The sequence below is a fragment of the Curtobacterium sp. PhB172 genome (assembly GCF_003752545.1).
Classification (GTDB): Bacteria; Actinomycetota; Actinomycetes; order Actinomycetales; family Microbacteriaceae; genus Curtobacterium.
Window position 1 is genome coordinate 167681 of sequence record NZ_RKIF01000012.1, and the last position, 24488, is coordinate 192168.

Consider the following 24488-nt stretch of genomic DNA (forward strand, 5'->3'; position numbering starts at 1 on the left):
GCCGGTACGGGCCCGAACGTCAGCTGGCGCGGACCCGGACGTCAGCCGGCGCGGGCCCGTGCGACGGCCGCCACGACCTCGGGCTGCAGGAACGGCGCCATGGACCGCGCGTAGGTCTGCGTGACGTGCTGCACCTGGCGGTAGACGACGACGCCGCCGATCACCGCCGGGCAGGTGCCGTCCGCGCAGAACATCGCGCTCGAGTCGATGAGGGTCACACCGGGCGTCGACCTCGCGGCCTGGGCGATCGGGTCGTCGAGCAGCCCGTCGGCCTCGGCGAAGTCGCACGCGGCACCGTCGCCGTGCTGCTCGACGCAGCTCGGCACGTCGGACACCCCGCCGATGCCGGGGTCGGGGTTGTCCCGCAGCGCGACGACGCTCGAGCCGGCCTGCTGCAGCCGCTTCCACGTCGTGGCGTAGGCCGCGGCGGCGTCGTCGCGGACCTCGGGCGTCAGGGCGGCGGCATCGCTGACGATGCCGTGCGGCCACGGCGTGCGGGACATCGCGGCGACGAACACGACGTCGTACCGCTCCCGCTGCAGCCGCTCGAGCGTGTCGGCCTTCCACGTGTTGCACGACGGGGTCACGAGCGCGCGGGTCATGGGGCAGCCGGAGTGCAGGTAGGTGGTCAGGCTCCAGTGCTCGGCCTGGGCGATGAGCGCCAGGGACGGCACGTAGTTGGCGGCGTGCGAGTCGCCGACGATCGCGAGCCGGACCGTGCCGTCGGGGTCGCCGACCTCGCAGCCCTTGACGGTGGTGTCCTCGCCGGCGATCTGGCACCCGACGCCCGTCGTGTCGGCGAAGGCGTCGTTCGCGGCCTGCACGGGGCTCGGGCTGATGTCGGCCGCTGCCACCTGCGGGCAGTCGGCACCGGGCTGCATCGCGGCGGCTCCGTGGCAGGCCGGGCTCGAGAGGGTGCCGTCCGACGCCGTGGTGACCCCGGTGGAGGTGCCGGCCGACTGCTCCCGTGCGACCGATCCGTACATGCCGGCAGCCGGCACCGCGACCACGAGCATCCCGGCGATCGCGAGCACCAGGACGCCGCGGTGTCGAGGGCGCGGGGCGCGCATCCGCTGAGCGGAGAACGCGATGACGGGCAGTTCGATGAGCCGGCGTGAGAGGTGGGCGAACGCCAGAGCGAGGACGAGGACGAGGACCTTCGCCCAGAGCGGTGTCGCCGTCCCTGCTCCGAGTCCGATGACGAACGGCATCACGATCAGCAGGGGCCAGTGCCAGAGGTAGAGCGAGTACGACACGTCGCCGAGCCACTGCACGGGGCGCAGTCGGTACAGGAACCCCGGTCCCCACGGCGCCTCGGGCATCCCGCCGGAGATGACGAGTGCGACCCCGGTGATCGGCAGCAGGGCGGTCCAGCCCGGGAACGGCGTCGATTCGTCGAACGTGAGCGTGGTGACGGCGATGAGCGCGATCCCCGACCAGCTCATCGTCGCCGCGAGTGCGTCGGGGATCCGGACGCGCTGCAACCCGAGCCAGAGCAGACCACCGGCCGCGAACTCCCACGCCCGCGTCGTCGTCAGGAAGTAGGCGGCGGCGGACCGGTCGGTCTCCCAGATCGAGTAGGCCAGTGACAGCACGAACACGGCACCGAGCGCGATGGCGATCGCGGGTGCCAGGGACACACCGTTCCGGCGGCGGCGTCGGTACCGCAGTGCGGCGCAGGACCACAGGACGAGCGGCCAGACCGCGTAGAACTGCTCCTCGGTGGACAGCGACCAGAAGTGCTGGACGATGCTCGAGTCGGATGCCAGCGCCGAGTAGTCGACCGAGTTGCCGGCCAGGGCCCAGTTCTCGACGTACAGCGCGCTGGCGATGATCTGCTCGGCGAAGTCCATCCAGAGCGTGCGCGGGACGAAGACCGCCGTCAGGATCACCGACACCAGGAGCGTCGCCATCGAGGCGGGCAGCAGCCGCCACGCTCGACGTGCGTAGAACGCGCGGAAGCTGAACCGGCCGGCGGCGAGCGGTTTCACGATGTGCGCCGTGATGAGGAACCCGGAGATGACGAAGAAGACGTCGACACCGATGTAGCCGCCGGGCAGGACGCCGGGGAACAGGTGGTAGAGCACCACCGCGGCGATGGCGATGGCGCGGACGGCCTGCACCTCGAGCCGCAGGTTCTTCGTCGACGCCGCGGTGCCCGGGTGACGTCTGGTCCGACCGGAGCGATGGCGGGCGACCGGCGAGTGACGCGCGGTGCGCGGCGGCGCGAGGGTCACGAGCCCATCCCCTGTTCTGCATGCTGCGCGGTCCGGGCCGCGCGCAGCGAACCTACCGTGTCGAGCCCCGCTCACACGAATCTCGGAATCGTCGGGGGCCGCCGGTGGAAAGTTCTGGCAACGGATTGCCACGTTGTAACTCCGCACGCCAGGGTCGCTGCAGGAATCCAACGGAGGAGGCCACCGAGTGACGAAGCTCGACGTCCGCGCGACGACCACCGCGCACACCGCACCACCACCCGACCCCGGGCTCCGCCGACGGAGCACGTGGCAACGGATCCGCCGCGACCGGGTGCTGCTGCTGATGGGCCTGCCGGGAGTCGCCCTGCTGCTCGGGTTCCACTACCTGCCGCTGCTCGGCAACCTCATCGCGTTCCAGGAGTACCTGCCGTTCGTCCCGCTCGGCCGCAGCCCCTGGGTCGGGTTCGAGAACTTCTCGGTGGTGTTCGACGGCAACGGCGAGTTCCTCGGCGCGCTCCGGAACACCCTCGTGATCACCCTCGTGCAGGTCGTGTTCGTGTTCCCCGCACCGATCATCCTGGCGCTCATGCTCAACTCGCTGCTGTCCGAGCGGATCAAGGGCGTCGTGCAGTCGATCCTGTACCTGCCGCACTTCCTGTCGTGGGTGATCGTCGTCGCGGTGTTCCAGCAGATCCTCGGCGGCTCCGGGCTCGTGAACAACGCGATCCGTGCCGCCGGCGGTGACGCGATCGACTTCCTCGGCAACCCCGACGGGTTCATCGCGCTGCTCACCAGCCAGGTGATCTGGAAGGACACCGGCTGGGCGACGATCCTGTTCCTCGCCGTCCTCAGCTCGATCGACGCCAGCCTGTACGAGGCGGCGAAGATGGACGGTGCCTCGCGCTGGCGCCAGCTGTGGCACGTCACCCTGCCCGGCATGCGCGGCATCATCATCCTGCTGCTCATCCTGCGGCTCGGCGACTCGCTCACCGTCGGCTTCGAGCAGATCATCCTGCAGCAGCAGGCCGTCGGTCGTGCCGCCAGCGAGGTCCTCGACACCTACGTCTACAACAACGGCGTGCTCGGTGGGCAGTGGGGTGTCGCCGCGGCCGTCGGACTCGTCAAGGGCGTCGTGGGCGTGCTGCTCGTGCTCGGCGCCAACAAGCTCGCGCACGTCTTCGGCGAAGCGGGCGTCTACCAGAAGGAGTCGCGATGACCGCCACGCACACCGTGACCGTCCCACGGGCGAAGAAGCGCAGACGCGGTGGCCCGGACGCGGCGCCGCTGCCCGGACGGCTGCTCACCGGAGCGGTCCTGCTCGTGATCTGCCTCGTGGTGATCCTGCCGTTCGTCGGCATCGTGTCGACGAGCCTCGCACCCACCAGCCAGGTGAACGACGCCGGCGGGTTCGTGATGTGGCCGAAGGGCTTCGACCTCAGCGCCTACGAGAGCATCTTCGCCGGCGGTGTCGTCACCCGAGCCCTGGTCGTGAGCATCGGCATCACCACCGTCGGGACGCTCATCAGCCTGTTCGTGAGCGCGATGCTCGCCTACGCCCTCAGCCGTCCGGGCTCCTACGGGTCGGGCGCCGTGCTCGGCCTCGTGCTCGTCAGCCTGCTGTTCGCGCCCGGCCTCATCCCGAACTACCTCGTCGTGAAGCAGTTCGGGCTGCTCGACTCGTACTGGGCGCTCATCCTGCCCACCGCCCTGAGCGCCTTCAACGTCATCGTGATGCGGTCGTTCTTCATGGCGATCCCGCAGGAGCTCCTCGAGTCGGCACGCATCGACGGCGCCGGGGACTTCGCGGTGTTCTGGCGGATCGTGCTGCCGCTGTCGAAGGCCGTCCTCGCCGTCATCGGCCTGTTCTACGCCGTCGGGTACTGGAACGCGTTCTTCAACGCGCTGCTCTACATCAACGACACCGCGAAGTGGCCCCTGCAGCTGGTGCTCCGCACCTACGTGATCAACAACGCGCAGCTCGGCGGCGCCGACCTCGGGGCATCGGCCGATGCCCTCCCACCGCAGGCCTCGATCCAGATGGCGATCCTCGTCGTCTCGATCGTGCCGATCCTCATCGTCTACCCGTTCCTGCAGCGGCACTTCGCCAAGGGTGTCCTGACCGGTGCGGTGAAGGGCTGACCAGCGTGACGAACAACGGAATCACCCGCCGCGCGCTCATCGCGGGCGGTCTCGGGGTCGCAGCCACGGGCCTCCTGGCCAGCTGCTCCACCGTGACCCGCTCGACCGACGTCACGGCGATCAACCAGGCGGTCACGCTGCCGGACTACGTGCCGTGGGCCGGCGGGCCGGAGCCGGCGTTCCCGAAGACGAGCGCCCTCATGCCGAGTGCCTTCCGGAAGATCCCGGCGACGCTCGTCCCCACCGACGGCAAGCCCGGCGACGGCTCGACCGTGCACGGCAGCGTGCCGACGAACTCGCCCGTGCCGCCCTCGAAGGGCAGCAACCCGTACTGGCAGGGGCTCGACCAGCGGATGGGGATCGACCTCGACCTCACCATCACGCCGAACGCCGACTTCGGCAACAAGTTCGCCACGCAGGTCGCGGGCGACACCCTCGGCGACGTGTTCACGGTGTTCGGGTCGTTCCCGTACCTGCCGCAGTTCCTCGAAGCGAAGGCCGCAGACCTCAGTCCGCACCTCTCCGGCAGTGGGGTCCGCGACTACCCGTACCTCGCCAACCTGCCGACCGCGTCGTGGCGCGGCACCGTCTTCTCCGGCGGCATCTACGGCGTCCCCGTCCCGCGCGGACCGTTGACGTCGCAGGCCCTGTACCGCCGGCAGGACCGGTTCGAAGCCCTCGGCGTCGACCCCGCGTTCTCGAGCGTGGACGAGTTCGTGCAGGTCTGTCGCGACGTCTCGGACCCGCACAGCAACCGGTGGGCCCTGGCCTCGGTGCCGACGAACATCCTCGGTCCGATGCTCGGGCTGCCGAACCAGTGGCAGGTCGAGGGTGGCCGGTTCACCCACATGTACGAGCTGGACGAGTACCAGGACCTGCTCGAGGTGTCGCGGAGGCTCCTCGCCGAGGACCTCGTCCACCCGGACAGCATCACCGCTTACAACGGCAAGGTCTGGTTCGTGCAGGGCTCCGCCCTCATGCTCTCCGACACGTACAGCGCCATCCCCGGACTGCTGCAGCAGGCCACTCCGGGCAGCGGTTTCGAACTGACCATCGCCCCCTTCGTCGGACCGTCCGGAGCGGAGCCGAAGCCGTGGCTCGGCGACCCGAACAACGCGATCGCGGCCGTCGCCGCCGGTGGTGAGGACCGCGTGAAGATGCTCCTCGAGGTCCTGAACTGGTGCGCGTCGCCCTTCGGCACCGAGGCGTGGATGTACCGCAAGTTCGGCATCGAGGGCCGCGACTTCGAGTACCGCGACGGATCCCCTGTCCTCACGAAGACGGGCAACAGCGAGACCGCGCTCGGCGAGTTCCCGTTGCAGTACTTCACCGAGTGCCCGTTGCCGCTGTACTACTCGGGCAACCCGACGATGACGGACACCGTGTACGAGTCGCTGTCGTCGTGGGTCGACCGCGGGCTGCCGAACCCCGCCTACGGCCTGTACTCGCCGACGAACTCGACGACCGGGCCTGCCCTCGGCACCTTCGCGACGAACGCGATCAACGACGTGCTGCTCGGGCGGGCGAAGGTGTCGTCGTGGAAGGGGACCGTGCGGGAGTGGCGTCGCCGGGGCGGTGACGCGATCCGCCGCGAGAACCAGCAGGCGTTGGCGGCGCGGTCGTCCTGACGCGCTGCGTCGTCGTCTGCCGCGCGAGACGCCGTCGTCGTGCCGAGACGCCTCCACATCGCCGAGACGCCGCGCCGTTTCGCGGCGTCTCGCGTACACGACGGCGTCGTGCGCGGCCCTGGACTCGCGGCGAGCGGACGGGAGGGCCGTGGCGGGGTCCGCCACGGGCCTCCCGTCCGTCAGCGTGGCGCGCTCACACCAGCCACGACGGATCGGCGAACAGGTCCTCGAGCTCCTGGACCAACCGCGAGGTGTGGAAACCGTCGGCCGCCGCGTGGTTGATCTGCAGCGCCATCGGCATCACGGTGCGGTCACCGTCTGCCCGGTACCGGCCGAGCGTGACGATCGGCAACAGGTGGTCGTACCCGTCGCGGACGTGCAGCGCGAACCCCGTGAAGGACGTGCGGGGGAAGGTGGAGACGTCGAACACGTTCCTGGGCCGGTCGTCCTGTGGGAACATCCGGACGTCGTCCCGGTACCGATCCATCGTGTCGACCGCGGCGGCGTGGAACCGGCCGGGGTCCTCGTCGTAGGGCACGACCAACGCCGAGAAGGTCTCCGTGTCCGGGTGGAACACCGTGAACATCGGGTGCACGACGTCCCAGACGCCGGGGGAGCCGTCGCCGAGCAGCTGCATCCGGAACTCGGCGTGACGGTTGACCACCGTCGCGATCGCCCAGATCTGGGACGCGTAGGTCCTCGCCGCGCTCGTGCGGACCGCTGCGACGAAGGCCGTCACGTCGACGTCGACGGTCACCTCGTAGGAGCACTGCACCCGCTGGCGGTAGTGCTCGAAGTGCTCGCGTCGGGGCCAGGTGTCCAGGTCGATCGGTCGGAGGTCCGTCATGCCGTCAGTCGTTCGGTCGGATGAGGCAGAACGGGTGGCCGGCGGGGTCGAGGTAGACGCGGAACGTGTCCGTCGCCGATCCCGTGGCGGTCGCACCGATCGCCAGGACCGCTGCCTCGCCGTCGTCGAGGTCCTCGACCTTCACGTCGAGGTGGCTCTGCTGCGGGACGAGCTGGCCGGGCCACTCCGGTGCGCGGTAGTCCGCGACCTGCTGGAACGCCAGGAGCGGCCGCTGGTCGGTGAAGGGGAGCGCGACCTCGGCCCAGTCCTCGTCGAAGCCGACGATCTCGCCGCCGAGCAGCTCCGCGTAGAAGCGCGCCAGGCCGCGAGGGTCTGCGCAGTCCAGGACGACCATGTCGAGTGTGCCGATCATGGCCGTCACGGTAGACCGATCAGCGCGCCGCGGTCAGGGCCTTCGTGATCCGCTGCAACGACACCGTCTCGGCGGTACCGAGTTCCTGCGCGAACAGGCTGAGGCGGAACTCCTCGAGCATCCACCGCGCGTGCACGAGCTCGGGGTGCGAACCGACTGCCGGAGGGAAGGCCCCGCCGGCGTCGACGTAGCGGTCGGTCGCGACGGTGACCTCGCGCATCCACGTGGCATCGCGCCCGGGGTTCTGCAGCAGCTTCTGCACGCGTGCCTCGATGCCCTGCAGGTAGACCCGGATGCGCCGGAGCCGGTCGGTCCCGGCGACGGAGACGAACCCCGGGGAGACGAGACGCTCCATCTGCTGGCGCACGTCCGTCAGCGCACCGAGCAGGGACATCGAGTTCGCCTGCTTGAGTGCTCGTTCGGCGGACCGTTGGGCGAGGAGCACGGCAGCGAGCTCGGACACGGCCGTGAACATCGTGTCGACGACCGTCGCCGACACAGCGTCACGGACCGCTTCGAACGCGGCCTTCGTGAACACGAGCCCGTCCGGGTGAGCGCGACGGATCACCGCGTCGACGACGGCCGCGAGCACGTCGTCGAAGAGTGCGTTCGTGGAGGCGTACGGGCTCGCCGCGAGTGCGAGTTTCTCCTGCGCCGTCAGGTGCGACTGGATGTACGACACCGGCGACGGCACCGCGAGCAGCACCAGGCGACGGACCCCGGCGGGCATGCGCACCTGCCGGTCGGACGGCGTCGCGAGCAACTGCACGCCGACGGTCGCCTTCGGACCGGAGCCCTCTTCCACCAGGGACGGGTACGCGCGGATGACGCCACCGGCCTGCTTGGTGTCGAGGGTCTGCGGCAGGTCCTGGGCCGGCCAGGTCGTCAGGCCGGACTGCTCCACCCCGGCACCGCCACCAGCGGCGGCGACGCGAGCCGCGCCTCCTGGCTGTCCGGCAGCCCGCACCGTGGCGGAGGCGACGCTCTGCTGCGTGCGGTCCTTGAGCTTCGTCTGCAGGAGCGACAGGTCCTTACCGGCCTCGACGCGCCGACCACGTTCGTCGACGACTGCCCAGGTCGGCAGCAGGTGCGACGGCACGCGGGCCAGGTCGAAGTCGGACTCCGACACCGGCACGTAGGTCATGCGCTGGATCGCCTTGGCCAGGGTCGCGCGGAACGACTCGGTCGGCTCGGTCGGGGCGTCGTCCGGCAGTTCGGCGACGATCTTCTCGGCCCAGTCGGCTGCGGGTACGACGTTCTTGCGGATCTGCTTCGGCAACGACTTGATGAGGGCGGTCACGAGTTCCTTGCGCAGGCCGCGGACCTGCCAGTCGAAGCCCTCTTCGCGCATGCGGGGGAGCAGCGCGAGCGGCACCTGCACGCTGACGCCGTCGTCCTGCGCGCCCGGCTCGAAGCGGTACTGGATCGCGAGTCGCTGGTCGCCGCTCCGCCACTGGGTCGGGTACTCGACGTCGTCCTCCGCCGCCTCGGCAGCGGATTCGTCCAGGAGGTCCGCCCGGCGCATCGTGAGCAGGTCCGGTTGGTCGCGGCGCGTCGTCCGCCACCACCCCTCGAAGTCACGGGTCGTCGCGATGTCGGCGGGGATGCGGGCGTCGTAGAACTCGTAGACGTTCTCGTCGTCGAGCAGGATGTCGCGCCGACGCGTGCGCTCCTCGAGCTGTTCGAGTTCCTTGCGGAGCTTCCGGTTGGCACGGTCGAACGCCTGCTGCGACTCCCACTCGCCCTCGACCAGGGCGTGGCGGATGAAGAGCTCGCGCGAGTGCTCCGGGTCGATCCGGGCGTACTGCACCCGGCGCCGCTGCACGATCGGGACGCCGAACAGGGTCACCCGCTCGTAGGCGACGACCGCGCCCTGCTTCTTCTCCCAGTGCGGTTCGCCGTAGGTGCGCTTCAGCAGGTCACCGGCGAGGGGCTCGACCCACGCGGGGTCGATCCGGCCGACGGTCCGTGCGAAGAGCCGACTGGTCTCGACGAGTTCGGCCGCCATCACCGCATCGGGCTGCTTCTTCGCGAGCACACTGCCCGGGAACACCACGAACCGGGTGTTCCGCGAGCCGAGGTAGTCACGCTTCTCGCGGTCGCGCAGCCCGATCTGGCTGAGCAGACCGGCGAGCAGGGACCGGTGCACCGCGTCGCCGTCGTCGGAGCGGGACTGCCCGACCCGGACGTCGACCTGCTTCGCGGCGCGGGAGAGCTGGCGGTAGAGGTCCTGCCACTCGCGGATGCGCAGGTAGTTGAGGAACTCGGCCTTGCAGAGCCGGCGGAACGCGCTCGACGACAGCTCGTCCTGCTTGTCCTCGATGTAGTTCCACAGCGCGAGCAGGGTGAGGAAGTCGCTCGTCGGGTCGGCGAAGCGGGCGTGCATCTGGTCGGCGTGGGCGCGCTTCTCGAGCGGGCGTTCGCGGGGGTCCTGGATGCTCAGGGCGCTGACGACGGCGACGACCTCGCGACCGACGCCCTGCCGCCCGGCCTCGAGCACCATCCGGCCGAGCCGCGGGTCGATCGGCAGCCGGGTGAGCTGTCGTCCGGACTTGGTGATCCGGCCGTCCTTGTCGACGGCGCGGAGTTCGCGCAGCAGGTCGAGGCCGTCCTTCACCCCACGGGAGTCCGGCGGCTGCAGGAACGGGAACGACTCGATGTCACCGAACCCGAGCGAGATCATCTGCAGGATCACCGCGGCGAGGTTCGTCCGCAGGATCTCGGGGTCGGTGAACTCGTCGCGGCGCTCGAAGTCGTCTTCGGAGTAGAGCCGGATCGCGATGCCGGCACTCGTGCGGCCCGCTCGACCCGAACGCTGGTTCGCGCTGGCCTGCGAGATCGCCTCGATCGGCAGCCGCTGCACCTTGGCGCGCGGGGAGTACCGCGAGATGCGGGCGGTCCCGGTGTCGATGACGTACTTGATGCCGGGCACCGTCAGCGAGGTCTCGGCGACGTTCGTGGCGAGCACGACGCGTCGGCGGATCCCCGGCGTGGTGCGTCGGTCGAACACGCGGTGCTGGTCAGCGGCGGAGAGCCGGCCGTACAGGGGCAGGACCTCGGTGCCCTGGTAGCGCTTGCCCTCGATCGCGTCCTGCGCGTCGCGGATCTCGTTCTCGCCGGACAGGAACACGAGCACGTCGCCGGGTTCTTCGCGCGCGAGTTCGTCGAGTGCGTCGGTGATCCCCTGCAGGGTGTCGCGGTCGTCGGCGCCGTTCGCCCCGCCACGGTCGGCCGTGCGCGAGTCGGTCTCGTCGTCCTCGTCGGTGTCGTCGGCGTCCTCGGACACGAGCGGGCGGTACCGGATCTCGACGGGGTAGGTCCGTCCGGAGACCTCGATGATCGGGGCGTCGCCGAAGTGCTTCGAGAATGACTCGGGGTCGATCGTCGCGCTCGTGATGATGAGCTTGAGGTCGGGTCGCCGCACCAGGAGCCGCTTGAGGTAGCCGAGCAGGAAGTCGATCGTGAGCGACCGCTCGTGCGCCTCGTCGATGATGATCGTGTCGTACCGCTTCAGGTCGCGGTCGAAGTGGATCTCGTTCAGCAGGATGCCGTCGGTCATCAGCTTGATTCGGGTGTTCGACGACACCTTGTCGGTGAACCGGACCTGGTAGCCGACGAGGTCGCCGAGGTCGCTGCCGAGTTCTTCGGACACGCGCTCGGCGATGGTGCGAGCGGCGATCCGACGGGGCTGGGTGTGTCCGATGTGCTCACGCCCCAGCTCGAGGCAGATCTTCGGCAGCTGGGTGGTCTTGCCCGAGCCGGTGGCCCCCGCGACGATGACGACCTGGTTGTCCCGGATGGCAGCCGCGATGTCGTCCCGCCGCTGCGAGACCGGCAGTTCGGGCGGGTACGTGATGACTGGCGGCGTGGGAGACATGAGCATTCCAGGATACCGTCACGCCGCCGGTGCTGCGAGCCCGGCGGCCAGGTCTCCTGCGGACCGAGCGGGCAGGGCGCACACGCGGTCGTGGCAGACGTACGCAGCCGGGTCGAGTGCGTCCCGTGCCTCGAACAGATCGAACCCCGCAGTCGCCCACTCCGCAGCCTGCGTCGGGGTCACGCGAGCGATGACCGTGCCGGGTCGGCGCGCGGCGCGGACGGCATCGCGGAGTGGGTCGTGCGGGTCCGACGTCACGACCACGACCTCGCGCGAGGGCCGTTGCAGGCCGAGTGCGACACCGAGGGCGTCGGCGTGCCCGAGCGGTCGCTCGGTACCCGTCGTCGCGCGGTCGGCCACCAACCGCGCGGCCGCCGTCCGGTACGCGGAGTCGCAGGTCAACGCCGCGAGGCCGGCGGCCGCTGCGGCCAAGGCCACCGTGCCGGAGCGCATCGCGGTCTGCGGCTGTTCCCCGGTCGCCGTGCCCGCTCCGGCGAGCACGGCGTCGACGTCGAACCGGTTCGCCAGGCCGTCGTCGACCAGGGAACGCGCCGTGACGGCGTAGGTGACCTCGCCGGTCACCAGGGCGAGCTCGAGCAGACCCTCGGCCAGCAGCCCGACGTCCTCGACGGTCGCCGGTGCCGCCGACGGCCCGCGGGGTGTGCTCGAGCGGACCTCGACGTGCCCGTCACGCACGTGCGATCGCAACAGTGCATCGGCCGCAGACCGGGCGAGGCCGATCATCTCGGGGTCGTCGTGGCGGTCACCGGCGATCGCGAGCCCGCGGATCGCCAGGCCGTTCCACCCGGTCAGGACCTGGTCGTCGAGTGGTGGCGGCTCGAGGAGCGCGCGCTCCGACAGCGGCCGCCGGTACCACTCGCCCTCCACCCGCTGGCCGTCGATCGTGGACTCGCTGTCCTGCGCGGCGACGAACGCTCCGTCGTCCTGCCGCAGGGTGTCGCGCAGGAAGTCCGCGATGCCGCGCGCCTGTTCGGCGCCGGCGACCGCGAGGAGTCCGGCGTTGTCGTAGAGCATCCGCTCGTAGTGCGGCACGCTCCAGTCGCGCTTGGTCGCGTACCGGAAGACACCGCCGTCGGCATCGGTCAGCTCGGAGGCCCGGATCGCGTGGAGCGACCGGTCCAGCAGGCCGTCGGCCTCGGCGTCGCCGTCGCGCGCTGCGTCGGCGAGGAACTCCAGCAGCGGCGTGCTCGGGAACTTCGGAGCGCCGCCGAAACCTCCGTAGGTGGTGTCCTCTGCCCGCGACAGCTGACCGGTGACGGCCCGGATGTTGTCGACGGACGGGAGGTGGGCCCCCTCTGGCCGGTTCCGGTGCGTCGCGGAGCCTGCGGAGCGACGTGCCGGCCGAGCCAGTGGGGACGGGTCGGCTCCGTCAGCACCCTCGGCCGCGCGGGCGGTCGCGTCCGCCTCGGCCCCCTGCCGGATCGCCGTCGCGATGGCCGCGGCGTTCGCGTCGACCTCGTGCCGCCGCTCGGTCCACGCGTCGAGCACCGCCGCCAGGATCTGCCGGAACGCGGGCACCTGACCGACGGGGGTCGGCGGGAAGTAGGTGCCGGCGAAGAACACGTGGCCCTCGGGCGTCAGGAACGTCGTCAGGGGCCACCCGAGCTGCTGCGTGAACGCGCTCGCGGCGGCCATCAGGCTGGCGTCGACGTCGGGACGTTCTTCGCGGTCGACCTTGACCGCGACGAAGTCCTGGCGGAGCAGCGAACCGATCTCCGGGTCGGCGAAGCTCTCACGCGCCATGACGTGGCACCAGTGGCACGTGGCGTAGCCGACCGACACCAGGACCGGGACGCCGCGCTCGCGTGCCTCGGCGAAAGCTTCGGGACCCCACTCGCGCCAGTCCACCGGGTTGTCGGCGTGCAGCCGGAGGTACGGGCTGACCGCGGTGCCGAGTCGGTTGTCGTTCATGGCTCCAGCGTGCCCCGTGGCGACTGAGCGGGCCAGCGACGGACGCGATCTGTGGACGGATCGCGGAGTCCACAGGCCGCAGCGGGACGGTCAGCCGAGGAGCCACCCCGTCAGCGCGGCGAGACGCTGTGCGACCTGGGTGGGGGTGAGACCGTCCGTGTCCACCCGGGTGACCGTGTCCCCGGAAGCCGAGTCGAGCCTCCCGGCCGTCCGCGTGCTGTGCGCGAGCTGCGCCTGCGGGACCTCGCCACCTGCCCGTCGCGCGAGGCGCTCGGCGGTGGGACCGTCTGCCGCTCGCAGCAGGACCGTCGTGACCACGGGGTCGTCGCCCATGGCGGCCGCCAGACGCTCGTGTTCGAGCACGGAGACGGTGTTCGTGTAGACCAACCGGTGGTGGCCGAGCTCGCGGTAGGACGTCCACAGGGCGGCGAGGTTCCGTTCCGCGAGCCGCGCCTCGGGGTGCTCGACGTGCGGTGCCGGGTGCGCCAGGTCGAGCAGGTCGCCCTCGATCACCGCGTGGCGGACGTCCGCAGCGACGAGCAGGTCGTGCAGTGCCTCGGCAGCGGTGGACTTGCCGACACCGGACCGCCCGCTGATGAACAGGACCTCGGAGCGGGGCGTGCTCGGCGCCGTCACCCGAGGCCCAGCGACAGGAGCGCGAGGGCAGCGTCCTCGGGGCCGTAGTCGAACATGCGCTCCCAGAACGGGTCCTCGGCCCACGGCACGTCGCCGTCCGCCGGTGTGGACTGCGCGGTCTCCACCAACCAGTCGAGTTCGGGCAGGACCGCGGTCGCGAAGGTCGGCGGCTGCCACCCGAGCGCGCGTGCCGCCGTCGTGTCGAGGACGAACGGTGACGGCGACGACCACGGGGTCGTGCCGACGAAGGCAGGGGCGTCGGCGTCGAGCAGGACCTCGTCGAACCGGTGGTCGAGGTGACTGGCGATGGTCCGCACGATCTCGAGCGCCGTCGGAGCGGTGTCGTCGGCGACGTTGAGGATGCGCCGGTCGGGAGCGTCCGCGACCAGTCGGACGAGCGAGCCGATGCCGCTCGCCGCCGTCGTGTGGTCCACGCCGCGGCCGCGGCCCGCGAGCAGGATGCGCTCGCGGCCGTCGAGCACCCGGCGGACCACGAACCACTCGCGCGGCCGACCGATGCCGACGCCGTAGACCTTCGACGGGCGCAGCACCGTGACCGGGGCGCCGTGGTCGAGCAGCACCTGCTCGGACGCCACCTTCGCCGCGCCGTAGCCGTCACGGCTGGTCGGGTCGCCGTCGCCCGCGGTGACGGTCGGTTGGATCTCGGTGACCGCGGCGCCGAAGACCGGCTTGTCCGTCGAGTTCGCATGCCGGCCCTGCTCGTCGACGTAGACCGCCCGCGAGGAGACGAAGGCCGTGGACCCGACGTCGTCGAGGAACGGCAGGAGCTGCGTCGCGTCGTCGCCGGTCAGCCCCACGGTGTCGACGAGCAGGTCCGCGCCGGGGCGGAGGAGGTCGCGCAGGGTGCTCGTGTCGCGGCGGTCACCCGCGGTGAAGGTCGCGCCGCGGGCGGTGACGGAATCGGCTGCCGGGCCACCGCGGCGGGCCAGGACGTCGACCTGCCAGTCGTCGCCGCCCCGCCCGGAGGCGTCGAGGAGCTCACGCGCGACGGCCGAACCGATCCCGCCGGTACCGCCGAGGATGACCGCGCGTCTGGAACTCATGCGCCAACGCTAGCCGGGACGCGCGTCGTCGTCAGGACGCCAGGGCCTCGGGCTCGTGCCGCCACCAGTCCAGCAGCGAGCCGTCGTACACGGTCACCTTGTCGTGGCCGAGAACGGTCAGCGCCAGCGCGTCGACGCACGCGGCGCTGCCGACCCCGCAGTACGTGACGATCTCGTCCTCGCCGACGACCGCGGCGAACGCCTCGGCGAGCTTCGGCCCGCGCAGGTACGCGTTCGTGTCCGGGTCGACCAGGGTGTCCACGGTGATCGGGGTGCTTCCCGGGATGATCGGCGGGTGGTCGTCGCCGAGGGCCGCTGCGGGCGCCGCGAACACCAGTGCCGCGGGCTGTTCACCCGTCACCGCTCGGCGGACACGGGCGTGGTCGGCCCAGAGCGGGCGTTCTTCACCGGCGAGGAAGGCGCTGTCGTCATCGGGCGTCTTCGCCGGCGATGGTGCCTGGCGCAGGGCACCGACGCGGACCGGTCGGCCCTCGTCCCGCCACTTCGTGAACCCGCCGTCCAGGACCGCGACCGAGTCGAAGCCGAACGACCGGAAGATCCACCACAGCCGTGCCGACCACTCGCCGACGCTGTCGTCGTAGACCACGACCGTCGAGGTGTTCGTGACGCCGAGGTCGCCGGCAGCTGCCTCGAACCGCTCGGCACTCGGGCGGGTGAAGGGCACCTCGGCACCCGGCGTGGAGAACGCGTCGACGAGGTCGGCGAAACGGGCGCCGGGGACGTGTCCGCGCTGCTCGTAGGAGTCGACCGCGGAGTGCCACATCGTCTCGAGGCCCGTCCCCACCGTGTGCACGGAGGCGTCGAGGACGACGAGCTCGTCACCACCGAGGTGGTCGGCGAGCCACTGCGTCGACACGAGCGGCGAGGTCAGGACGGGGGCCATGCCGCACACGATAATGCGGACCACTGACGGGTGACAGGGAAACCGACACACTGCGCAACCGGGGCGCGTGTGGTGGCTCGTGCGTCGACTCGGAACGACACGGTGGTTGTCGCACGACATCGCGATCGTCGTATCGAGTCCGCCCCGCCCCGCCCCGCCCCGCCACACACGCACGAACGGCCCGCCCCGGCAGAACCAGGACGGGCCGTTCGGACGAGCCGACGTGTCAGTGTGCGGCGGCGGGGATGCTCCCGGTCGTCGTGGACGCGGCGTGGGCGAGCCGGTCGAGCCGCACCGACTGCCGGTTGATGAGCAGGCCACCCGCGAGGGCGACGAGCACGAGAACACCGGCCGAGATGCCGAACGCCACGTGGTAGCCGTCGAGCGTGGCCTGCGCCTGCTGCAGCTTCGTGGGCGCCGCCGACAGCCCGGTCAGGCTGTTCTTCACGACGTCGGCGAAGATCGTCGACAGCAGCGCCGTGCCGATCGAGCCACCGATCTGCTGCATGGTGTTGACCGTCGCCGAGGCCACACCGGCGTCGGCGCGGGCCACTCCGGTGGTCGCGGTGTTCATCGCGGACGAGAAGATCGTGCCCATGCCGAGCCCGATGACGATCAGCGCCGGCAGGACGGTGCCCGCGTAGGAGCTGTCCAGGTCGGTGCGCAGCAGCAGGAGCAGGCCGATCGCGGCGACGAGGCCACCGGCGAAGATCAGGATCTTCGGGCCGATGCGGGGCAGCAGTCGCCCACCGATCTGCGTCGCCGAGATCATGATCGACAGCGGCATCGGCAGGAAGGCCAGACCGGTCTGCAGCGAGCTGAACCCGAGGGTCTGCTCGAGGTAGTAGGTCAGGAACAGGAAGATGCCGAACATGCCGATCGCCACCAGGCCGATCGCGATGAACGACCCGCCGCGGTCACGGTCGAGCACGACGCGCAGGGGCAGCAGCGGGTGCGCCACACGGGTCTCGATGAACACGAACGCGGCGATGAGGACGACGCCACCGGCGAGCATCGCGATGGTGACGGGGGAGTCCCAGCCGTTGGTCTCGGCGTTCGAGAACCCGTAGACGACGCCGACCAGACCGGCGGTGATGGTGATGACGCCGGCGACGTCGATGCGCGGACGGTCGACCTTCGGCGGCTTCTCCATGAAGACGAGCGCGCCGATCACGCCGAGCACGGCGAAGACGACGTTGACGTAGAGGCACCAGCGCCACGACGCGTACTCGGTGAGCACGCCGCCCAGGAGCAGACCGATGGCCGCACCGGAACCGGCGATCGAGCCGAAGATGCCGAACGCACGACCGCGCTCCTTCGGGTCGCGGAACGTGGTGGTCAGCATGCCGAGCGCGGACGGTGCGAGCAGGGCGCCGAAGACACCCTGCAGGGCGCGCGCTGCGACGAGCAGGCCGAACGAGTCGGCGAGGCCGCCGAGCACCGACGCGACCGCGAAGCCGACCAGGCCGATGATGAAGGTGTTCTTGCGGCCGAACAGGTCGCCGAGGCGCCCGCCGAGCAGCAGGAGCGAGCCGAACGCCAGCGAGTACGCGGTGACGATCCACTGACGCTGGTCGGTGCCGAACCCCAGGTCGGCCTGGGCCGAGGGGAGCGCGATGTTCACGATCGTGGCGTCGAGCACGACCATCAGCTGGGCGAGGGCGATGACCGCCAAGGCGATCCAGCGGTGGTTGCTCTTGGCGGGGGTGGTGCCAGAAGTCGTGGGTGCTGCCCCGGTGGGGGTCGGCACGGTGTGTTCTGCCGTCACGGCAGCCTCCTTCGAGAAGGTTGGAGGGGGAGCACGAAGCGCGCACCGTCGGGCGTTTCGAAGAGGGGAGGTGTCAAACGGATGCACGGCATCCGTTTGTCGACAGTGTAGACCGAAACGGAGGGTCCGCATCCACTTATTCCCAGAAAGTTCAACTAGGTTCGGCATCGTGAGCACCACCGAGTCCGCGCCCGACCTCGAGCGCCCGCTGCGCGCCGATGCGGCACGCAACCGCGAGCTGATCCTGCAGACCGCTCGCAAGTGCTTCGCAGAGCGCGGGCTGTCGGTCACCCTGAACGACATCGCGCACGAAGCGGGGGTCGGTGTCGGCACCGTGTACCGACGCTTCGCCGACAAGGACTCCCTGATCGAGGCGCTGCTCGCCACCAAGTTCGAGGCGATGAACGACGCAGCGGCCCGCGCCGCCGACGTCGTCGACCCGCGCGAGGCCCTGCGGGTCTACCTGACCGGGGTGTTCGAGTTCCGCGCCCGCGACCGTGCGCTCGCCGACGCCATCGTGCGTGCCGGCAAGGCGCGTCCGTCGATCGTGCAGGAGCGCGACCGGCTCGAGCGCCAGGTCTCCGCGATCATCGGTCGGGCCGAGACCGCCGGGGTGGTCCGCGCCGGCTTCGACTACCGCGACCTGCCGATGCTCACCGCCATGGTGGGCGCCGTCGCGGACGCCACCCGCGAGCACGACCCGAACGCCTGGCGCCGGTACGCCGAACTCCTCATCGAGGGCGTCCTGCCGCAGACCCGGACCGCGCCGAGCATGGTCGGCGACCCGCTCGACCGCGAATCGATCGAGCGCGCGCTGCACGCGCAGTCCTGACGCGTCCCCGCGGACCGCGCGCGGCTCCGTTGCCAACCGACCCCGGACGGGAGGCCCGTGGCGGAGTCGACCCGTGCCTCCCGTCCGGCGGTCTGGGCACGACCAGTGCGCCGGGCCGACACCCAGACGCGCGCTACAACCAGCTCGGCAGCCAGTAGTGCGACCGGATGAAGTCCCACGGCACCTGGATCGCGGTCCACATCGGGTACCAGTACGCCGACGCGAGCAGCACCACGGCCAGGTACACGCCCACCCACACGACCGCCCGGGTCCGTCGGGCCCGTGGATCGGTCCGTGACCCGAGCACCAACCCGATCGCCGCCGCCAGCGCCATCACCATGAAGGGCTCGAAGGCGATCGTGTAGAACTGGAAGACCGTCCGGTTGACGTACATCAGCCACGGCAGGTACCCCGCGGCGACGCCGAGCAGGACGAAGCCGTACTGCCACTGTCGGCGCAGGATCCAGAGCACGAGCAGCGCCACGGTCGCGATGACCGCCGCATACCAGATGAACGGGTTCGCGACGCCGGTGATCGCCTCGCCGCAACGGCTCCCCGAGCAGCCGTCCTGGCCGGCATCGGTGCCGACGTAGAACATCGACGTGGGGCGCTGCATCACGAGCCAGAGCAGCGGGTTCGCCTGGTACGAGTGCGGCGTGTGCAGCCCGATGTTGAAGTTGTAGATCTCCGACTGGTAGTGCCACCAGTTCTGCAGGCTGTCCGGCACCCAGCGGAGCAGACCGGTCCAGCGCTCTCCTCCGGAGGCCAGCCAGTTGCGGTCCCAGCCGTCCTTCGACACGAACCAGCCGGTCCACGACGCGACGTAGGTGACGGCGGCGATCGGCACGGTGAGCAGGAACGAGACCGGTGCCTGCTGCAGCAGCGCGCTCGACGACCAGAACTCGACCCCGGCACGGCGGCGCATCATCATGTCGCTCAGCACGGAGTACACGGCGAAGAACGCCAGGAAGTACATCCCCGACCACTTCGTCGCGGTGGCCAACCCCATCGTCAGCCCCATCGCGAACAGCCACGGACGCCACCAGAGCACGGGCCCCCACAGGGTGTCCCGGCCGGCGGCGACCCGCTCGGCGACCCAGTCGTCGAGCCGCCGCTGACTCCGGCGCCGGTCGAGCAGGAGCGCCCCGAACCCGAGCACGACGAAGAACGTCAGGATCCCGTCGAGCAGCGTGACGCGGGACATCACGATGGCCTGGCCGTCGATCGCGAGCAGGCCGCCGGCGAGCGTGCCGACCAGGGTGGAGCGGAACAGCGACCGGGCGATCACCGCGGTGAGGAACACCGTCGCGATGCCGAGCACGGCGACGGCGAACCGCCAGCCGAACGAGTTGTCCGCCCCGAACAGGAGCATGCCGAGCCCGATCAGGTACTTGCCGAGCGGCGGGTGCGCGATGAACTCCGCCGCGCTGGTGAAGACGTCCGTCTCACCACTCGAGAACCGGTCGTCGGTCGTCGGGGCGGAGTCGCTGCTCGGGTTCGCCGGCCAGGTGCCCTCGTACCCGAGGTGGACGATCGACCAGCCGTCCTTGACGTAGTAGGTCTCGTCGAAGACCAGCGAGTGCGGGTTCCCCAGGTTCGCCAGGCGCAGCACGGCGGCGAGCAGCGTCACCGCGATCGGTCCGGCCCAGCGCCACACCGCGACGCGCTGGGCGGTGGAGAGCACCCGCCCCCACCAGTCGTCGAGGCGCGAGCCGACCGGCCCGTCGGGCACGGCCGTGCGGTCGTCGGTCAGCTCGCTGGTCATCGCTGAGCATCCTACGGATCGACCGCATGTCCGCGCTGCGTCGGTGCTGCGACGACAATGGGAGGCGTGATCGTCCTCGCAGCAACCCCCATCGGCAACCTCGGGGACGCCTCGCGCCGTCTCGTCGAGACCCTCTCCAACGCCACGGTGGTCGCGGCGGAGGACACCAGGACCGCCATCCACCTCATGCGCGCCCTCGGCATCGAGAACCGTCCGCGGCTCATCGCCCTGCACGAGCACAACGAACGGGCGAAGGCGTCCGAGGTCGTCGAGCTCGCCCGTGACGAGGACGTCGTGGTCCTCACCGACGCCGGCATGCCCGCGATCAGCGACCCCGGCTTCCCGCTCGTCGAGGCCGCGGCAGCCGCGGGCGTCACGGTCACGGCACTGCCCGGCCCGTCTGCGGTGCTCATGGCGCTCGCCGTCTCCGGACTGCCGACGGACCGCTTCACGTTCGAGGGGTTCCCGACGCGCAAGGGCGGGGAGCGGCGTCGTGCGTTCCAGGCGCTCGCGGGGGAGCAGCGCACGATGGTCTTCTTCGAGTCGCCGCACCGGTTGGCCGAGACGCTCGCCGACATGGCTGTCGGGTTCGGGGGCGATCGTCGCGCAGCGGTCTGCCGCGAGCTCACGAAGCTGTACGAAGAGGTCCGTCGTGGTCCGCTCGACGAGCTCGTCACGTGGGCATCAGCGGGGGTCCGGGGCGAGATCTGCATCGTCGTCGCCGGTGCCGCCGAGGCCACCGAGGAGGCAACGCTCGACGACGGGGTCCGCCTCGTGCTCGAGCGGGTGGCCGCCGGCATGCGCATGAAGGAGGCCGCAGCGGCGGTCGCGGACGCGACCGGCCTGTCGAAACGCGACCTCTACGAAGGCGCGCTCGCGGCGCGCTGAGCGGGGCTCGTCACGTTCGCGTCGGCCGGTCTGGAGGCACGGGGCGGGCCCGCCACGGGCCTCCCGGATCCGGTTTTCCACAGTCCACCGCCGCGCGCGTCATCCGGGTTCCGCGCGCCCGTAGGATGGTCCGCATGTCCGCCGGGTCCTCGTTCAGCATCACCACGCCGATCTTCTACGTGAACGACGTGCCCCACATCGGGCACGCCTACACCGAGGTCGCCGCGGACGTCCTCGCACGCTGGCACCGGCAGCGGGGTGACGACACCTGGCTGCTCACCGGCACCGACGAGCACGGCCAGAAGATCCTGCGCACCGCCTCGGCGAACGAGGTCACGCCCCAGGAATGGGCCGACCGCCTGGTGACCGAGGCGTGGAAGCCACTGCTCGACACCGTCGACGTGGCCAACGACGACTTCATCCGCACCACCGACGAGCGCCACGAGCGCGGTGTGACGGCGTTCCTGCAGAAGCTCTACGACGACGGCTTCATCTACGCCGGCGAGTTCGAGGGCTTCTACTGCGTGGGCTGCGAGGAGTACAAGCAGCCGAGCGACCTGGTCCCCGGTACCGGTGCGTACGAGGGGCAGCAGGTCTGTGCCATCCACTCGATCCCGGTCGAGGTGCTGTCCGAGCGCAACTACTTCTTCCGCATGTCGGACTTCGAGCAGCGCCTGCTCGACCTGTACGAGTCGAACCCGCTGTTCATCCAGCCGGAGAGCGTCCGCAACGAGATCATCTCGTTCGTGAAGCAGGGCCTCCGCGACCTGTCGATCTCGCGGTCCAGCTTCGACTGGGGCATCAAGATCCCGTGGGACAGCGACCACGTCCTGTACGTGTGGTTCGACGCCCTGCTCAACTACGTCACGGCGCTGGGCTACGGCACCGAGGACGACGAGGCCTTCAAGCGCCTGTGGCCGAGCGTGCACATCGTCGGCAAGGACATCGCCCGCTTCCACGCCGTCATCTGGCCGGCGATGCTCATGGCTGCCGGCCTGCCCGTGCCCGAGCGGGTCTTCGGTCACGGCTGGCTGCTCGTCGGCGGCGAGAAGATGTCCAAGTCGAAGCTGACCGGCATCGCGCCGTCGGAGATCACCGACACCTTCGGGTCCGACGCCTTCCGCTACTACTTCCTCCGTGCCATCACCTTCGGGCAGGACGGCAACTTCAGCTGGGAGGACATCTCGGCGCGGTACCAGGCCGAGCTCGCGAACGGCTTCGGCAACCTGGCCTCGCGCCTGGTCGCGATGCTGCAGAAGTACTTCGACGGCGCGGTGCCGGCGCGTGGGCCGCTGACCGAATCCGACGAAGCCGTCGACGCCCTGGCGGTGTCGGTCACCGAGCGTGCCGACGCAGCCATCGCCGCGTTCGCTCCGCACGAGGCGATCGCCGCCGTCTGGGAGCTCGTCGACGCCCTGAACGGGTACATCACCGAGCAGCAGCCCTGGGCCCTGGCGAAGGACGACGCGAACCGCGAGCGGCTCGGCACCGTCCTGACCACGGCCCTCCGTGGGCTCGGCACCGTTGCGGTCCTGCTCTCCCCGGTGATGCCGAAGGCCACCGAGAAGCTGTGGGCGTCGATCGGTGCCGGCGGCTCGATCGCCGAGCAGCGAGTCGATCGCGCCTTCGAGTGGCAGGGTGCTTCGCACGTCGTGGCGCTCGAGAGCGGGCTGTTCCCGCGCATCGAGCAGTCGGAGCAGGTCTCCGCGTGACCGACGCCCACCTCCGCTCCCGCGGCGACGGGGACGGCTCCAAGCGTGACCTGACCTACCCGCCCCTGCCCGAGGCGCTCGTGGTCCCGGTCTACGACAACCACACGCACATGGAGATCGCCGACGGTGGCGACGGGGCGCTCGACTACCGCGAGCACCTCGGCCGTGCCTCGAGCGTCGGCGTCCGCGGTGTCGTGCAGGTCGGCACCGACCTGGCGACCTCGCAGTGGTCCGCGTCGATCGCCGCCCGTGAACCCCGCGTGCTCGCGGCGGTCGCACTGCACCCGAACGAGGCGCCGTCGCTGCAGGAGCAGGGACTGCTCGACGAGCACCTCGCCGGGATCGAGGCCCTGGCGGCACTGCCCCGCGTCCGGGCGATCGGTGAGACCGGTCTCGACTTCTTCCGCACCGGTGAGGACGGGCGCGACGCCCAGATCCGCTCGTTCGAGGAGCACATCCGCATCGCGAAGGAGCACGGCCTCGCGCTGACCATCCACGACCGTGACGCGCACGACGCCGTGGTCGAGGTGCTCGACCGCGTCGGGGCTCCGGAGCGCACGGTGTTCCACTGCTTCTCCGGCGGACCCGACCTGGCTCGGCTCTGTGCCGAGCGCGGTTGGTACATGTCGTTCGCCGGCACCGTGACGTTCAAGAACGCAGCACTGCTCCGCGAAGCCCTCGTCGTCGCGCCGCGGCACCTGATCATGGTCGAGACGGACGCGCCGTTCCTGACCCCGACGCCCTACCGCGGCCGGCCGAACGCCCCGTACCTGATCCCGATCACCCTGCGGTCGATGGCGGAGACCCTCGGCACCGATGCCTCGATGCTCGCGGCGCAGATCGCGTCGAACACCGAGCTCGTCTACGGTGCGTGGGACGCCGAGCCCGTGACGGTGGACGAGTAGTGGGCGCGCTGCTCGGCCCGGCCGAGATCCGGGAGCTCGCCGCCGAACTCGACGTGAACCCGACGAAGAAGCTCGGGCAGAACTTCGTGCACGACGCCAACACCGTCCGGCGCATCGTGTCGGTCGCCGGCGTGACGCCGTCGTCCCGCGTGCTCGAGATCGGGCCGGGCCTCGGCTCCCTGACGCTCGGGCTCACCGAGACCGGGGCGCCCGTCACCGCGGTGGAGATCGACAAGCGGCTCGCGGCGAAGCTGCCGTCGACGGTCAGCGCGCTGCAGCCGGCAGCGACGTTGACGGTCGTGCAGCAGGACGCGATGACCGTCGCCGCCTCGGACCTCGACACCGAACCGACGCACCTCGTCGCGAACCTGCCGTACAACATCTCGGTGCCCGTCCTGCTGCACCTGCTCGCGACCTTCCCCTCGATCGAGCGGTCGCTCGTGATGGTGCAGGCCGAGGTCGGGTACCGTCTCGCGGCGGGCCCGGGCAGCAAGGTCTACGGGTCGCCGAGCGTCAAGGCCGCCTGGTACGGCTCGTGGAGCACGGCCGGGCTCGTCAGTCGGCAGGTGTTCTGGCCCGTCCCGAACGTCGACAGTGTGCTGGTGGCGTTCGACCGGCACGAGCCCCCGGGGGACGAGCGGCTGCGGTCGCGGGTCTTCACCCTGGTCGATGCCGCGTTCCAGCAGCGTCGGAAGATGCTGCGGCAGAGCCTGTCCGGTGTGCTCGGCGGCAGTGCCCACGCCTCCGAGGTCCTGACGGCTGCGGGCATCGACCCGACGGCGCGGGGCGAGGCGATCGGGGTCGACGGCTTCGTGCGGCTCGGTCGGACGGTCCTCGCGGCTGCGGAGTAGCTCGTCTCCCGCCTCGGATCGGCGAAATACGGAATGTTCGGTGCCGTCCGTTCGGTGCTCTTAGGGTTGATCACATCGACCGAGGAGGCACCGTGCAGCCGACCGAACCACGCCGACCGAACCGCCGCGGCCTGACTGAGGAACAGCTCACAGCGGGACGTCGTCGCGC

18 protein-coding genes are annotated in these 24488 nt (G+C 70.6%); 8 read left to right on the forward strand and 10 right to left on the reverse strand.

Annotation, left to right across the window (positions count from 1 at the left end; genetic code table 11):
* Positions 1-41 precede the first annotated feature (41 nt).
* Positions 42-2237: an acyltransferase family protein gene (locus EDF42_RS17785; RefSeq protein ID WP_148067861.1), complete on the reverse strand. Its 2196-nt coding sequence runs from the start codon at positions 2235-2237 to the stop codon at positions 42-44.
* A gap of 187 nt (positions 2238-2424) precedes the next feature.
* Here EDF42_RS17785 and EDF42_RS17790 point away from each other — a divergent pair, with 187 nt between their 5' ends.
* From EDF42_RS17790 to EDF42_RS17800, 3 genes are read left to right on the forward strand one after another with little or no spacing between them, the layout of a single operon-like run.
* Positions 2425-3414: a sugar ABC transporter permease gene (locus EDF42_RS17790; protein ID WP_235036018.1), complete on the forward strand. Its 990-nt coding sequence runs from the start codon at positions 2425-2427 to the stop codon at positions 3412-3414.
* Entirely contained in the window at positions 3411-4337 is a 927-nt protein-coding gene (locus tag EDF42_RS17795; protein WP_123338546.1) for a carbohydrate ABC transporter permease, read from the forward strand. The genes EDF42_RS17790 and EDF42_RS17795 overlap by 4 nt, the downstream gene beginning before the upstream one ends.
* Positions 4338-4342: 5 nt before the next feature.
* Positions 4343-5965 carry a hypothetical protein gene (locus tag EDF42_RS17800; RefSeq protein ID WP_123338547.1) on the forward strand — a complete coding sequence of 541 codons (1623 nt, stop codon included), beginning with the start codon at positions 4343-4345 and terminating at the stop codon, positions 5963-5965.
* Between the two features lie 193 nt (positions 5966-6158).
* On the opposite strand, the gene EDF42_RS17805 is transcribed toward EDF42_RS17800, so the two are convergent.
* The 8 genes from EDF42_RS17805 to EDF42_RS17840 form a co-directional block, all read right to left on the reverse strand.
* Positions 6159-6812, reverse strand: coding sequence for a CatA-like O-acetyltransferase (locus EDF42_RS17805; protein WP_123673747.1), 654 nt, complete (start codon positions 6810-6812; stop codon positions 6159-6161).
* Positions 6813-6816: 4 nt separating this feature from the next.
* Positions 6817-7185 carry a VOC family protein gene (locus EDF42_RS17810; protein ID WP_123673803.1) on the reverse strand — a complete coding sequence of 123 codons (369 nt, stop codon included), beginning with the start codon at positions 7183-7185 and terminating at the stop codon, positions 6817-6819.
* 19 nt (positions 7186-7204) lie between these two features.
* Complete coding sequence (gene hrpA / locus EDF42_RS17815; protein ID WP_123673805.1) at positions 7205-11062, reverse strand: ATP-dependent RNA helicase HrpA; 3858 nt, start codon at positions 11060-11062, stop codon at positions 7205-7207.
* An 18-nt stretch (positions 11063-11080) separates the two neighbouring features.
* A complete protein-coding gene (locus EDF42_RS17820; RefSeq protein WP_123673749.1) occupies positions 11081-12994 on the reverse strand; it encodes a thioredoxin domain-containing protein in 1914 nt (637 codons plus the stop codon).
* Positions 12995-13084: 90 nt separating this feature from the next.
* The gene (locus EDF42_RS17825) at positions 13085-13630 is read right to left on the reverse strand and encodes an AAA family ATPase (RefSeq protein WP_123338554.1); all 546 of its coding nucleotides are present in this window, start codon (positions 13628-13630) and stop codon (positions 13085-13087) included.
* Positions 13627-14694 (reverse strand): NAD(P)-dependent oxidoreductase, encoded by a 1068-nt coding sequence (locus EDF42_RS17830; protein ID WP_123338555.1) that lies wholly within the window; start codon positions 14692-14694, stop codon positions 13627-13629. The genes EDF42_RS17825 and EDF42_RS17830 overlap by 4 nt, the downstream gene beginning before the upstream one ends.
* Before the next feature lie 31 nt (positions 14695-14725).
* Positions 14726-15598, reverse strand: coding sequence for a sulfurtransferase (locus tag EDF42_RS17835; protein ID WP_185002874.1), 873 nt, complete (start codon positions 15596-15598; stop codon positions 14726-14728).
* Positions 15599-15824: 226 nt separating this feature from the next.
* Positions 15825-17366, reverse strand: a complete 1542-nt coding sequence (locus EDF42_RS17840; RefSeq protein ID WP_123291813.1) for an MFS transporter — start codon at positions 17364-17366, stop codon at positions 15825-15827.
* 169 nt (positions 17367-17535) lie between these two features.
* On the opposite strand from EDF42_RS17840, the gene EDF42_RS17845 reads away from it, so the two are divergent.
* Positions 17536-18198: a TetR/AcrR family transcriptional regulator gene (locus EDF42_RS17845; RefSeq protein WP_159574131.1), complete on the forward strand. Its 663-nt coding sequence runs from the start codon at positions 17536-17538 to the stop codon at positions 18196-18198.
* A gap of 133 nt (positions 18199-18331) precedes the next feature.
* Here EDF42_RS17845 and EDF42_RS17850 read toward each other — a convergent pair whose 3' ends face one another.
* Positions 18332-19963 (reverse strand): dolichyl-phosphate-mannose--protein mannosyltransferase, encoded by a 1632-nt coding sequence (locus EDF42_RS17850; protein WP_123673755.1) that lies wholly within the window; start codon positions 19961-19963, stop codon positions 18332-18334.
* A 66-nt stretch (positions 19964-20029) separates the two neighbouring features.
* On the opposite strand from EDF42_RS17850, the gene rsmI reads away from it, so the two are divergent.
* The 4 genes from rsmI (at position 20030) to rsmA (ending at position 24319) form a co-directional block, all read left to right on the forward strand.
* Complete coding sequence (rsmI, locus tag EDF42_RS17855) at positions 20030-20851, forward strand: 16S rRNA (cytidine(1402)-2'-O)-methyltransferase (RefSeq protein ID WP_123673757.1); 822 nt, start codon at positions 20030-20032, stop codon at positions 20849-20851.
* Between the two features lie 134 nt (positions 20852-20985).
* On the forward strand, positions 20986-22563 hold the full coding sequence (gene metG / locus EDF42_RS17860; protein ID WP_123673759.1) for a methionine--tRNA ligase: 1578 nt from the start codon (positions 20986-20988) through the stop codon (positions 22561-22563).
* Complete coding sequence (locus EDF42_RS17865) at positions 22560-23468, forward strand: TatD family hydrolase (RefSeq protein ID WP_123338561.1); 909 nt, start codon at positions 22560-22562, stop codon at positions 23466-23468. The genes metG and EDF42_RS17865 overlap by 4 nt, the downstream gene beginning before the upstream one ends.
* Positions 23468-24319: a 16S rRNA (adenine(1518)-N(6)/adenine(1519)-N(6))-dimethyltransferase RsmA gene (gene rsmA, locus EDF42_RS17870; RefSeq protein WP_123673761.1), complete on the forward strand. Its 852-nt coding sequence runs from the start codon at positions 23468-23470 to the stop codon at positions 24317-24319. Before EDF42_RS17865 ends, rsmA begins: the two co-directional genes overlap by 1 nt.
* Positions 24320-24488: the final 169 nt, after the last annotated feature.